A 12019-nucleotide genomic window follows, 5' to 3' on the forward strand; every position below is an offset into this window, starting at 1 on the left:
GACATTGGTGTCGAGGACGATCATTCAGGCAATTCCGCCGACCGCGGCTGCTCCACGCGTAAGGGCAGATCCAGCCCCGGGTCAGACAGCGCGGCAAATCTCTGGTGCAGCCGGCTACCCAGGCCGCCCGCGCCTGACCGTTTGCCAAGCGTGCGTCGAAGTATGTCGCGCACCTCCTCCTCCATGGAGCGGCCGTTCTGCGCAGCCTCAATGCGAAGCCGTGCCTTCAGTTCGTCGTCAATGTTTCGAATAGTTAGCGTCGCCATGATCGAGTCTCCATGCCTGCACTGACTGCAATGCTAGCATAAGAGGAAGCATGCCGGGCGGTCATTTCAAAGCGCCTAATGATTCATTTAACTTCTCTCGGGGACGACCCACGACTCGAAGAGTTTCGCCGCACTCTTGAGACGCGCCAGCTCAGCAGCAACGTCACGCTTTCCCGCGATCCACCACTGCTTGAACGACTCGAACACGTGATTCAGCTTCACCTCGTCCCATCGTTGCATCAGCGCGGGTCGCTTCGAGGAAGACAAAATTGCGAATCAGGTCTGCGGGAGTCAAGCGTTCGCCGCGTCCATTCAGCGATTCGAAGATGACTTGGGCGTCATCGTCCGGGTCGAGGCGCAGTTCGATCCTCCTTGCGGTAATCCGTTCCGCGTTCGCGGCGGCCTCACGAGGCGTGAAAGCTAGGGGTGAGTTGCTGAACCTCCGGCACCGCTCTGGAATGTGACGGCGAGTCGCCATTCGCCCCCTTTCTCCCCTCCTAATCTCACCCCCTCGTTTTCCCGGACTGTCCCAAAATGCAAACAAGTTGTCCCCTCTAGTCAACCTACAGGTAGCCAATCCGGGATACTCCGCGGATCGCGACAGGCCGGCGTTGGAACGGAGGGGTTCCTCCCCTTGCATGCACGCAGTCAAACGCATCCACGAAGAAAAAGGCTTTCATGTTTGGGCAAACCTCCACAAATTCCCCCATCGCAGCCGGCGTGGCCGGTGCGAGTTCGTCTCGATCTTATGCCTGGCTCGTGTTCGCGTTGAGCTTTGGCTTGCTGCTGTCGGACTACATGTCCCGGCAGGTGCTCAATGCCGTCTTTCCACTGCTTAAGGTGGAATGGTCGCTGAGCGACACTGAACTGGGTGCGCTGGGCGGGGTCGTGGCCCTGATGGTTGGCCTGCTGACGTTTCCACTGTCGATCCTGGCCGACCGCTGGGGCCGGGTCAGGAGCCTGATCCTGATGGCGGCGCTGTGGAGCGTCGCCACGCTGGGCTGTGCACTGGCCAACAATTTCGGGCAGATGTTCGTGGCGCGGCTGTGCGTGGGGATTGGCGAGGCGGCCTATGGCAGCGTCGGCATTGCCGTGGTGCTTTCGGTGTTTCCGCGCCATCTGCGTGCCAGCCTGAGTTCGGCGTTCATCGCTGGCGGGGCGTTCGGCTCCGTGCTGGGGATGGCGGCGGGCGGTGCCCTGTCCGCTCAGTTTGGCTGGCGCTGGGCCTTTGCCGGCATGGCGATTTTCGGCCTGGTGCTGGTGGGATTCTTTCGTCTCTGCATTACCGAGGCGCGACTGCAGGCGCAGCGCCGTACGCTGGGCGAGGAAGCGCAAAACGCCCCTCGGCGCGAGAGGTTGTCGCTCCGCCCTCTGATGTCTGCCCTCTTTTCGGCGCGTTCGCTCCTCTGTGCATATGTGGGCTGTGCGCTGCAGTTGCTGGTCATGGGCTCGCTGATCACCTGGATGCCGAGCTACCTGTCCCGTTACTACGGCATGGCGACCGACCGGGCCGGCGTGACCGCCGCGGCGTTCGTGCTGGCGGCTGGCGCAGGGATGGTCCTGTGCGGCGCGCTGACTGACTGGGCGGCTCGCCGCGCGCCCGGACGCAAGTGGCTGATGGCCGTGGCCTACAGCGTGACCTGCTGCGCGCTGCTGCTGACGGCGTTCCGCCTGCCCGCTGGCATGGCACAACTGGTGCTGATCGGTGCCGGCATGCTGCTTGTCGGCGGCACGGCCGGCCCGGCCAGTGCCGCGGTGGCGAACCTGACCAATCCGGCCATCCATGCCACCGCCTTTGCCACGCTCACGCTGGCAAACAACCTGCTGGGACTGGCGCCCGGACCCTTTGTCACTGGCCTGATCGCCGACCGCATCGGCCTGCTCGGCGCCCTTCAACTGATCCCGCTGGCGGGCGTCCTTGCCGCGCTGTGCTTCCTGGTCGGGCGCCGCACCTATGCGGCTGACCTGCTTCGCCTGGAAATCCAGCGCGAGGCACACGCGACCAAGCCCCAATCTTCTGACTGACTACCTGGATGACTGATGGACCTTGCCGCTGAGACCACCTTCCTGATGGTTCCGGGCCTGCGCGACCACGTGGCCGAACACTGGCAGACCCTGCTCCAGGCTGAGCTGCCGAACGCCCGTTCCGTGGCGCCGCTGGAACACGACAAGCTCAGCCGTGACGCCCGCGTGGCCGCCCTGGACGCTGCGCTGGCCGACATCGACGGCCCGGTGGTGCTGGTAGCGCATAGCGCCGGGGTGATGATCACCGTGCACTGGGCTGCGCAGCACCGCCGCAAGATCCGCGGCGCGCTGCTGGCCACGCCTGCCGATCTCGAAACGCCGATGCCGGCTGGCTATCCGGACAACGCCACGCTGGCCGAGAACGGCTGGCTGCCCGTGCCCCGTGCACAACTGCCCTTTCCCAGCATCCTCGCTGCCAGCCGCAACGATCCGCTGGCCAGCTATGAACGCGCCGCGCAGATGGCCAGCGACTGGGGCGGGCGGCTGTTCGACCTCGGCGAGGTTGGCCACCTGAACCCGGCGGCCGGATATGGCCCGTGGCCGCGCGCGACCGAGTTGCTGGAAAAACTGCTGCGCGCAAACTGAACGTGCGCAACGGCCTTCGCATAACGCAACGCCGCCAGACAGATTGCATTACCCGTAGTACTCACTGAGACGGATTTATCCGCATCACAACCAAACGAAAAAGAGGAGAAACACCAATGAAGCTCAGGAGCTTGGCCGCGGCCGCGCTGCTCGCCTGTTCGGGGGGCGCCTTCGCCCAGTCGAACGTCACGCTCTACGGCGTGGCGGACATCAACGTGGAGTACGCCAATCACGTCGGCGCGGTACCGACTGCCGCCAACCAGTTCAACCGCGGGCCGGCCAACGACGTCTACCGCATGAACTCCGGCGGCATCTCCGGCTCGCGCTGGGGCCTTCGCGGCAGCGAGGACCTTGGCGGCGGACTGCAGGCGCTGTTCGTGCTGGAAAGCGGCTTCAATGTCGACACCGGCACCTCGCAGCAAAGCGGCCGGCTGTTCGGACGCCAGGCGTTCGTGGGCGTGCAGACACCCGGCATCGGGATGGTCAGCCTGGGCCGCCAGTACACGTCGATGTTCGAGGCGCTGGCGAACTTCTCGCCCGCGGCCTATGCCACGCAATACGAACCGGTGGTGCTGCAGTCCGGCCCGAACTTCCGTGAGGACAACACGGTCAAGTACACCGGCAAGTTCGGCCCGGTCACGGCGCTGGCGCACTGGTCGTTCGGCACGGGCCTGGCCTTGCCGGCAACCGTGGGCATCGCCACGCCGATCGGTGGCAATGGTGAAGTCCCCGGCCAGTTCCGGCGCGATACGGCCTATGGCGCCGCCGTAGCGTACCAGGGCGGGCCCTTTGGCGTGACCGTTGGCTACGACCAGTGGAACCCGACCATCGGCACCAGCAACGGCACCAACAAGAAGGCCGTCGTGGGCGCCAGCTACAGCATCGGGCCGGCCAAGGTCATGGGCGGCTACCGTTGGGGGCAGAACAAAAATGCGGCGGATGTGGTGATCCAGCGCGACGATTTCTACTGGATCGGTGCCACCTACCAGGTCACGCCGGCCGTTGGCCTGACGCTGGAGTACAACTATGATGACGTCAAGAGCCTGTTCGGCAATACCAACGTCGCCAATCCCTGGCAGATCGCCTTCGTGGCGAACTATGCGTTCTCCAAGCGCACCGACGTTTACCTGACGGCCGCCTATGCCAAGAACGCCGGCCTGATGATGGAATCGCTGGCAACGGTCTATGCCAACAGCCTTTCGCTGGGCAACAGCTACGCGCTGGGCAATGGCCAGAGCAATATGCTCGGTGCCGCCGTCGGCATCCGCCACAAGTTCTGAGTCCAGGCGATCCGGTCACCAGATCGACACCGAGCGCCATGCTCGTTTGCGGCCGCGCCGGGGGATTCCCCCGCGCGGCCGTTTTTTTTGTTTTCGAGGAGCAAGAATAGAACCGCGGACGCACCGCGGCTTGCGCAAGGGTCTAGCGGCGCAGGAAGTCGCCGACGACACGCGCGGCGTGCTCCGCGCCGGTCACAAGGAAGAGATGCCCGTCGTCGAGCACGTGCAGTTGCGCATCGGGGATGCGCGCGGCGAGGATCCTGGCATTGACCAGCGGCACGATGGGATCGTCGGCGCCATGCATCACCAGCGTGGCCTGTCTGAGCGCCCCCAGCCAGGGCAGGCTGCTCCAGCCCCAGGCGGCCAGCAACTGGTAGAGATAGCCGCGCCCCCGTGGCGGCTGCATGTACCGGCCATGTTCATCAAGCAGTGCAGGATCATCGCGGAAGGCGCCGCCGTAGAGGTCGGCGCCGACGCGTCGCAGGTACGCCGGATCGCTGTAGCGGCGCACGCCGATCATCTTCGACAGCACCGACAGCCTTCCGGGCACCATGATCACGCCGGGCGACGTTGCCGCCAGCACCAGGCGGCGGCAACGCTGCGGATAGAGCCGCGCGAATTCCTGGGCGAGCGCCCCGCCCCACGACACGCCAAGCGTATCGACCTGGCCCACATAGCCAAGGTGCGACAGCAGCCGGTCGGCAAGCACGCAAAGATTGGAGAAGCGGTAAGGCATCAGCGGCGCGGGGGAGCCGCCGGCGCCAGGGACGTCGAAGATGATGACTTCCACGCCCGCCAGCGCATCGACGAAGGGCTCGATCAGTTCGAGGTTGGCGCCGATGCCATTGAAGATGAGCAGCGGCGGACCCGCGTCGCTGCCGGGCCGGATTCCGACCCTGAGTTGCTGCCCGTCCAGATCTACCGTCTGGACGTGCATGTGGCCGGCACTGATGCCGGCATCGCTTATTGTCATCAAGCTATCCTGGAGTCGTTGGCGCGAAGGCACGGCCGCAAAGGCTGGCGGCCGTGCCCCCCGGTGCTTACTGCCTGGGTCGCAGGATGCCCTTCGCTTCCTCGATGTTCTCGGCAATGCGCCGGCCCACTGCAGAAATGCTGTCGGCCTGGGTCTTGTAGACGGTGTCGGTCAGCCCGCGCAGACCGCTCACAGCCTTGTGCAGCGAGCGCGGCAGCACTTCAGAGACCTTGGCCACCTGGCCGTCCGCATCCTTGCCGCCACGGGCGAGCGCCTGCAGGTCGGCAGCGGTCTCGCACAGGTATTCGCTCTGCTGGCGCACCAGGGACTGCAAGCCGGACAGCAGCGCGATATTCACGCCGGCCAGGGCCTCGATGTCCTTGCGGCGCGATTCGAGGATAGCCGCCGGGTCCAGGCGGTTCTGCTTGACGAAGTCAAACAGCTTCTTGTGCGGGGCCGATGCGCCCGAGGTGTTGGTCGTGTTGGTGGTTTCCATTTACATTTCTCCTGACAGGTTGGGTTACAGCAAACGATGGCCCCGGAAGGCCGGTGGGCTACGCTTCCGTCACGTAAAGGCCCGGGGCCTCGCGGCATGGCGCGTATTGCAGGCTGCCCGGGCCGGCTGGCGCGTTGCGCTTTGGTCCGGAGCGTTGCTTCAGCCACTGGCTCCAGTGCTTCCACCAGGAGTCCTGAGTGGCGGTCGCGCCTTCCAGCCAGGTCTCCGGGTTCGCCTCGTTGGCGTCGTTGCGGAAGAACTTCGCCTTGGGGTTGCCGGGCGGGTTGATCAGGCTCTGGACATGCCCGCTGGAACTGAGCACGAACTCCGTGTGTCCGCCAAAGGCGCGCACCGAGCGGTACACGGCCTTCCACGGCGTGATGTGGTCGGTCATGCCGGCCAGCACGTATTTGTCGCACTGGACTTCGGACAGGTTGATGGCACGGCCCAGCACGCGCAGCGTGCCCGGCGTCGCCAGCTGGTTCAGCGTGAGCATGTCCAGGAACTGTCCGTGCAGGCCGGCCGGCAGCCGGGTGGTATCGTTGTTCCAGTAGAGGACATCGAATGCCGGCGGCGCGTTGCCCAGCAGGTAGTTGTTGACCCAGTAGTTCCACACCAGGTCATTGGGGCGTAGCCAGGCAAAGACCCTCCCCAGCTCTTCGCCGTCGAGCACCCCGCGTGCCTGGCTGCCCTGCCGGGCAGCCGTGACGGCTTCGGGCGTGCTGAACAGGCCAAGCTGTGACTGGGCATCCAGCCCGAATACCGACACCATCAGCGTGGCCGCATGCACCAGCTGCTCGCCGCTCGCGGCACAGTAGCCCATCAGCGCCGACATTGTCATCGCGCCCGAGCAGGCGCCGTGCAGGTTCACGTCCGGGCTGCCGGTGATGTCGCGGATGGCGTGGATGGCTTCAATCAGCGCGCCGACATAGGTATCCATATCCCAGTCGCGATGCGCCGCGGTGGGGTTGCGCCAGCTCACGATGAATACCTGCAGCTCCTGGGCCAGCAGGTACTCCACCATGCTCTTGCCCTGCGCCAGGTCGAACACGTAGAACTTGTTGACCTGCGGCGGCACGATGAGCTGCGACCGTGCGTGCACCTTCGCCGTCGACGGCGCGTACTGGATCAGTTCCAGCACATCATTGCAGAACACCACCGTGCCGGGCGTGGTGGCAAGGTTCTTGCCAACGCTGAACGCTTCCTTGTCCACCTGGGCAGGCATGCCCCCGTTGGCAAGGGTGTCGGTGACCAGGTTGGTCAACCCGCTGATCAGGTTCATGCCGCCAGACTCCATGATCTTCCTGAGTGCCGCCGGGTTGCCCAGCAACGTGTTCGTCGGTGCCAGCGCATCGGCCACCAGCGAGGTGAAGTACGCTGCGCGGTGCTTGCTGCGCTCGTCCATCACAGAGCGGCGGACAAAGCCGCTGATTGCATTGCGCCAGGCCTCGTAGCCCTGCAGCGACATCCGATACAGCGGGTTGTCCTGCCATGCAGGGTCGCCAAAGCGCCGGTCGCGCGCCGACGGCAACGGGGCCGAGCCGTCCAGCACGCTGACCAGGTCCTGCGCCAGTTGTGCCTGCTGCTCCAGCACCAGCACCGGTTCCTGCAGACACTGCGCGCCGATCTGCTGCGCGGTGCTGACCAGGTCTTCCGGGCGCAAGCCCACGAAGGGGTTGGGGCCGGCCATCAGGTCCGGTGTACGGTCGATGGACTCCGCCGCCCTGGGCGCGATCACGGCCGCAGCCCGGTCTGCACTAGCGGCCCTGTCGACCTTGACCCTGTCGGCCTTGACCCTATCGACCCTGCCGGCCCTGGCGCCCTTGCCGCCCTGCTCTCTTGCACTGCTGACCCTAGTCATCCTGCGTCTCCTGCCCTATTCCTGGCTTTTATTACCTTGCTCGTGTTTCAGACGACCAGCAGCGCCAGGGCTTCCGCCACCAGCGCGGGCCTGGGCTCGCCTTCGATCTCGACCGTGTTCTCCGTGCGCAGCAGCACGCGGCCACCGCCCTTGTTGTCTGCTGCCAGCAGGCTGACGCGATTGCGCACGCGCGAGCCCGCCTTCACCGGCGCCAGGAAGCGCGTCTTTTCCAGTCCGTAGTTGACCGCGGCGCTGGCATCCGGGGGGATCACGCCCATCTCCAGCAATTGGCCCGCGACCAGTGACAGCGTCAGGTAGCCGTGGGAGATGGTGCCGCCAAAGGGGCTTTCCTTGCTGGCGCGCTCCACGTCGACGTGGATCCACTGGTTATCGTTGGTGCATTGCGCGAACGCGTCGATGCGCGCCTGGTCCACTTCCACCCATTCGGACACGCCGAGTTCCTTGCCGACGAACGCGTCGAGCGTCGCCATGCGGTAGTTTTCGATTGCCATATGGCCTCCTCGATTGTTGATCTGTTGCACCGTGCCGCGTCACGTCACATCACGCCGCGGATTGGGCGTCAGAACCGGGATTCATCCAGGTTCAGGAAGCCGTCCTGGTCCGACGCACCGGTAATGGCGGCTTCCAGCGCCGTGGCGCGCGGCAGGATTTGCTTGGCGAAGAACTCAGCGGTGGCGATCTTGGCGGTGTAGAACGCTTCATCCTCGCTGCGCTTCTGCGTTGCCACGACCAGAGCGCGCGCCATCTGCCAACCCGTCAGCACGATGCCGGCCAGCTTGAGGTAGGCCACGCTCGCGCCGAAAACGGCGTTGGGCTCCCTGGCGGCGTTCTCCAGCACGAAGTCGACCACCCGCGCCAGCGCCATGCGCGCGTAGCCGAGTTGCACGAGCATGGCGCTGCATGCCGCATCCGCGCCGCTGCCGGCGCAGTCCCTGAGCGCATCGATGGTCTCGTCGACTTCGGCCAGGATGGCCCGCGCGGCGAGGCCGCCATCGCGCACGGTCTTGCGGCCCACCAGGTCGTTGGCCTGGATGGCGGTGGTGCCTTCGTAGATTGGCAGGATGCGCGCGTCGCGCAAGTGCTGCGCGGCACCGGTCTCCTCGATAAAGCCCATTCCCCCATGCACCTGCACGCCCAGGCTGGTCACGTCCAGCGACATCTCGGTGCTCCAGCCCTTGATGACAGGCACCAGGAACTCGTAGGCCGACTTGAATTGCGCCCGCGTATGGGCATCCGGCGCATGGTGGGCAAGATCCGAGTACGCAGCGGCCACCAGCGACAGCGCACGCGCGCCTTCGGTCAGCGCGCGCATCTCGGTCAGCATGCGGCGCACGTCGGGGTGATGGATGATCGTCACCGCTTCGCGGGCCGAGCCATCGACCGGGCGGCTTTGCACGCGGTCCTTCGCATAGGCCACCGCCTGCTGGTAGGCACGGTCGGAGATGGCGATGCCCTGCACGCCCACGCCGAAGCGCGCGGCGTTCATCATCACGAACATGTATTCCAGGCCGCGGTTCTCCTCGCCGACCAGGTAGCCGACGGCACCGCCATGATCGCCAAACTGCAGCACCGCGGTCGGGCTCGCCTTGATACCGAGCTTGTGTTCGATCGACACGCATTGCACGTCGTTGCGCGCACCCAGCGAGCCGTCGTCGTTGACCAGGAATTTCGGCACCACGAACAGCGAGATGCCCTTGATCCCTTCGGGCGCGCCCGGCGTGCGCGCCAGCACCAGGTGGACGATGTTGTCCGCCATGTCGTGCTCGCCGTAGGTGATGAAGATCTTGGTGCCAGAGACCTTGTAGCTGCCGTCAGGCTGCGGCTCGGCGCGGGTGCGCAGCAGCGCCAGGTCGGAACCGGCCTGGGGCTCGGTCAGGTTCATGGTGCCGGTCCACTCGCCGGCGATCAGGCGCGGCAGGAAGCGCTGCTTCAGCTCGTCGGAGCCAGCGGTCAGCAGCGCTTCGATCGCGCCGTCGGTCAGCATCGCACACAGCGCGAACGACAGGTTGGCCGCGTTCATCATTTCCATGCACGGGGTGCCGACCAGCTTGGGCAGTCCCTGGCCGCCAAACTCGACCGGGTGCACGATGCCCTGCCAGGCGCCTTCGCCGAACTGGCGGAAGGCTTCCGGGAAGCCGGGGGTGGTTCTGACTTCGCCGTCGTGCCAGCTGCTGGGTTGCTTGTCGCCGGCGACGTTGAGGGGAGCGATCACCTCGCCGTGGAACTTCGCGGCTTCGCCGATCACGGCTTCGACGGTGTCGGGGGTGGCGTCTTCATAGCCCGGCAGGCTGGCAATCTTTGTCAGTCCGGCCAGCTCGCGGATGACGAACAGGATGTCTTTGGTAGGTGCGGTATAGCTCATCATCGGCCTCTGTGCGATGTTCACAGCGCCGGCGTCCGATCCACTGACCGGCGGCACTGCAACGTTATGTGCCGATCGTAGGGGCGGCGGGCGCAAAGGCGGATACCCAAACTTGCCCATTCGCTGACAAATCCTGCCGCTTTGCGCGCAAACCGCCCTGCGCGCGCGCCGCGCGTCGCAAGAGGCTTTTAGCTTGGCAGGATTTGTCAGCCGACGGCGGGCTTTGCCAGCCGTGCCGGCGGCCTACAGCGACCGGCGATAGGCGTTAGGCGTGCTTCCGGTCCAGTGGCGGAAGGCGCGATGGAAGGCGGTGGGATTGTCGAAGCCCACGTCGAAGGCGATGGCCGCGATGGGATCCTCGGACCGCGTCAGGCGCTGGATGGCGATATCGCGCCGGACGTCGTCCTTGATCGCCTGGAAGGCGGTGCCCTCGGCGGCCAGGCGGCGACACAGCGTGCGCACCGAGCAATGCAGCGCCTGTGCCACGGCTTCGATGGTGGGCGACACCGGCAGGCAGTCGGCCACGTATTGCCTGACCCGGTGGCAGGTCATCTGCTCGGCAAAGGAGACGAAGATCCAGTCCTCCGGCGCGCGCGACAGGAACTTCTCCAGGTCGGGCTTGCGCTGGCGCACCGGCATGTCCAGGTAGGCCGCATCGAAGCCAATGCGGGTGTGGCCGCAGCTGAAGTGCACGGGGCCTGGAAACAGGTAGAGATGGTCGCTGGCCAGCGGCGGCCGCGGAAACGGGAACTCGACAGCCTGCAGGGGGATCTTCTGGCGGATCAGCCACGATGCCACGCCATGCACGAGCTTGAGCATCAGTTCCCGCCCCAGCACGCTGGCGCAGGGACCGGCCGGGTTGTCGGCCAACTCCACAAAGCCTGAGGCACCGTCGCGCCGGGACACGATCCGGAAGTCGTCGAGGATCAGGTGGAAGAACTGTCCAAAGCGGTGAAGTGCCACCTCCAGCCTTGGCGCATCTAGCAAGCTCAGGCAAAGGTACTTGAGCGTGCCGTTGCGCAGAGGCCGGCTGAAGATGCCCGGCATTTCATCGTCGGCCTCCCTGGCGAGCAGCCGGTACAGCGTAGCGAACTGTTCCTGCGTCACGCGCGCCGCGGGCTCGGACAACAGCTCGCTGGCAATGCCCGAGCACTCGGCCAGCCGTGCGATCGCCATGGGGTCTGCGCCGGACAGGAAGCCGTTGACGACAGAGATGGGGACGGTAGGGGGCAGGCCGATCACGCGGGGCGCACGCTATGCATGCCGGAGAAACGATGACGCCACATTCTGTCACAGCATGTGCGGGTTGAACATGCGGGGCGATGCCTAGAGCAGGCCCCGGAGCCTGCGCCGGTGCATCCGTCAGCGCTCCACTCAAGGACGACAAACCCACCTGCATGGCCCTTCAGACCGCGCAAGGCCGGGGTTTCGACATGGCCGGTCACCAGGGCTTCACACGCCTCGTTGAGGTACGACATTGGGCTAATTCGGTGGTTTCCCTGAGTGTCCCGAAATGTCAATCGATCGTCCCGGATCGTTAAATCGCTGTGGGCGGATACACGATACTTCAGGCACTGAACTTGATACCGAAAACGCGACCGTCCGGCAACGCCATGCCGGCGTACCCAGGCGGTCCGCTCACAACATACCAGGAGCAAAATGCAATTCCTCGACGATTCCCTGCACCCCGAGAACATGGACAAAGTGGTGATCACCGTTGCGCCCTATGGCCCGGAATGGATGCCGCAGGACTTCCCCGAGGACATCCCCGTCACCATGGAAGAGCAGGTCCAGAAAGCGGTGGACTGCTATAACGCTGGCGCCACGGTGTTGCACCTGCATGTGCGCGAGCTGGACGGCAAGGGTTCCAAGCGGCTGTCCAAGTTCAACGAGCTGATCGCCGGCGTGCGCGCCGCGGTGCCGGACATGATCATCCAGGTTGGTGGCTCGATCTCGTTTGCGCCGGAAGACGACGGCCAGGAGGCNAAGTGGCTGTCCGACGACACCCGCCACATGCTGGCGGAGCTGGAGCCCAAGCCCGACCAGGTGACCGTGGCGATCAACACCACGCAGATGAACATCATGGAGTTGCTCTATCCGGAATACCTGAAGGGCACCTCGCTGGAACACCCGGCCTACCAGGCCGCCTA

Annotated in this window: 12 protein-coding genes; 4 read left to right on the forward strand and 8 right to left on the reverse strand. The window is 65.3% G+C overall.

The genetic code is table 11. The features are described 5' to 3' along the window. Positions 1–20: 20 nt before the first annotated feature. Entirely contained in the window at positions 21–266 is a 246-nt protein-coding gene (locus A3A5_RS0137365) for a hypothetical protein (protein ID WP_018315532.1), read from the reverse strand. A 163-nt stretch (positions 267–429) separates the two neighbouring features. Further along, positions 430–744, reverse strand: coding sequence for a hypothetical protein (locus A3A5_RS44300; protein ID WP_198293213.1), 315 nt, complete (start codon positions 742–744; stop codon positions 430–432). A 200-nt stretch (positions 745–944) separates the two neighbouring features. On the opposite strand from A3A5_RS44300, the gene A3A5_RS40135 reads away from it, so the two are divergent. The 3 genes from A3A5_RS40135 (at position 945) to A3A5_RS0137385 (ending at position 4156) form a co-directional block, all read left to right on the forward strand. Continuing rightward, the gene (locus A3A5_RS40135) at positions 945–2291 is read left to right on the forward strand and encodes an MFS transporter (RefSeq protein ID WP_035814586.1); all 1347 of its coding nucleotides are present in this window, start codon (positions 945–947) and stop codon (positions 2289–2291) included. Between the two features lie 15 nt (positions 2292–2306). Beyond that, complete coding sequence (locus A3A5_RS0137380) at positions 2307–2876, forward strand: alpha/beta hydrolase (RefSeq protein WP_018315535.1); 570 nt, start codon at positions 2307–2309, stop codon at positions 2874–2876. A gap of 116 nt (positions 2877–2992) precedes the next feature. Then, positions 2993–4156, forward strand: a complete 1164-nt coding sequence (locus tag A3A5_RS0137385) for a porin (RefSeq protein ID WP_018315536.1) — start codon at positions 2993–2995, stop codon at positions 4154–4156. A 142-nt stretch (positions 4157–4298) separates the two neighbouring features. Here A3A5_RS0137385 and phaZ read toward each other — a convergent pair whose 3' ends face one another. The 6 genes from phaZ to A3A5_RS0137415 all read right to left on the reverse strand — a co-directional run bounded on the left by phaZ (position 4299) and on the right by A3A5_RS0137415 (position 11045). Then, positions 4299–5129, reverse strand: a complete 831-nt coding sequence (gene phaZ, locus A3A5_RS0137390; RefSeq protein ID WP_018315537.1) for a poly(3-hydroxyalkanoate) depolymerase — start codon at positions 5127–5129, stop codon at positions 4299–4301. Positions 5130–5196: 67 nt separating this feature from the next. Next, complete coding sequence (locus tag A3A5_RS0137395) at positions 5197–5625, reverse strand: phasin family protein (protein WP_018315538.1); 429 nt, start codon at positions 5623–5625, stop codon at positions 5197–5199. 58 nt (positions 5626–5683) lie between these two features. Then, positions 5684–7315 (reverse strand): alpha/beta fold hydrolase, encoded by a 1632-nt coding sequence (locus tag A3A5_RS0137400; protein ID WP_018315539.1) that lies wholly within the window; start codon positions 7313–7315, stop codon positions 5684–5686. Between the two features lie 218 nt (positions 7316–7533). Then, positions 7534–7998 carry a MaoC family dehydratase gene (locus tag A3A5_RS0137405; protein WP_018315540.1) on the reverse strand — a complete coding sequence of 155 codons (465 nt, stop codon included), beginning with the start codon at positions 7996–7998 and terminating at the stop codon, positions 7534–7536. A 68-nt stretch (positions 7999–8066) separates the two neighbouring features. After that, entirely contained in the window at positions 8067–9869 is a 1803-nt protein-coding gene (locus A3A5_RS0137410; RefSeq protein WP_026201516.1) for an acyl-CoA dehydrogenase, read from the reverse strand. A 243-nt stretch (positions 9870–10112) separates the two neighbouring features. Next, positions 10113–11045: an AraC family transcriptional regulator ligand-binding domain-containing protein gene (locus A3A5_RS0137415; RefSeq protein WP_018315542.1), complete on the reverse strand. Its 933-nt coding sequence runs from the start codon at positions 11043–11045 to the stop codon at positions 10113–10115. 483 nt (positions 11046–11528) lie between these two features. Between A3A5_RS0137415 and A3A5_RS0137420 the strand changes: the two genes are divergently transcribed. After that, the coding region (locus A3A5_RS0137420) for a 3-keto-5-aminohexanoate cleavage protein (RefSeq protein ID WP_018315543.1) at positions 11529–12019 on the forward strand (491 nt) is incomplete at its 3' end.

The sequence above is a fragment of the Cupriavidus sp. UYPR2.512 genome (genome assembly GCF_000379565.1).
Taxonomy (GTDB): Bacteria; Pseudomonadota; Gammaproteobacteria; order Burkholderiales; family Burkholderiaceae; genus Cupriavidus.

Bases quoted from the DNA above. Each gene is read 5' to 3' on its own strand.
- A3A5_RS0137400 (WP_018315539.1), bottom strand. From the start codon at position 7,315: ATGGCCGGCCCCAACCCCTTCGTGGGCTTGCGCCCGGAAGACCTGGTC.
- A3A5_RS0137385 (WP_018315536.1), top strand. From the start codon at position 2,993: ATGAAGCTCAGGAGCTTGGCCGCGGCCGCGCTGCTCGCCTGTTCGGGG.
- A3A5_RS40135 (WP_035814586.1), top strand. From the start codon at position 945: ATGTTTGGGCAAACCTCCACAAATTCCCCCATCGCAGCCGGCGTGGCC.
- A3A5_RS0137395 (WP_018315538.1), bottom strand. From the start codon at position 5,625: ATGGAAACCACCAACACGACCAACACCTCGGGCGCATCGGCCCCGCAC.
- A3A5_RS0137415 (WP_018315542.1), bottom strand. From the start codon at position 11,045: ATGGCGATCGCACGGCTGGCCGAGTGCTCGGGCATTGCCAGCGAGCTG.
- A3A5_RS44300 (WP_198293213.1), bottom strand. From the start codon at position 744: ATGGCGACTCGCCGTCACATTCCAGAGCGGTGCCGGAGGTTCAGCAAC.
- A3A5_RS0137405 (WP_018315540.1), bottom strand. From the start codon at position 7,998: ATGGCAATCGAAAACTACCGCATGGCGACGCTCGACGCGTTCGTCGGC.
- A3A5_RS0137410 (WP_026201516.1), bottom strand. From the start codon at position 9,869: ATGAGCTATACCGCACCTACCAAAGACATCCTGTTCGTCATCCGCGAG.
- A3A5_RS0137365 (WP_018315532.1), bottom strand. From the start codon at position 266: ATGGCGACGCTAACTATTCGAAACATTGACGACGAACTGAAGGCACGG.
- phaZ (WP_018315537.1), bottom strand. From the start codon at position 5,129: ATGACAATAAGCGATGCCGGCATCAGTGCCGGCCACATGCACGTCCAG.
- A3A5_RS0137380 (WP_018315535.1), top strand. From the start codon at position 2,307: ATGGACCTTGCCGCTGAGACCACCTTCCTGATGGTTCCGGGCCTGCGC.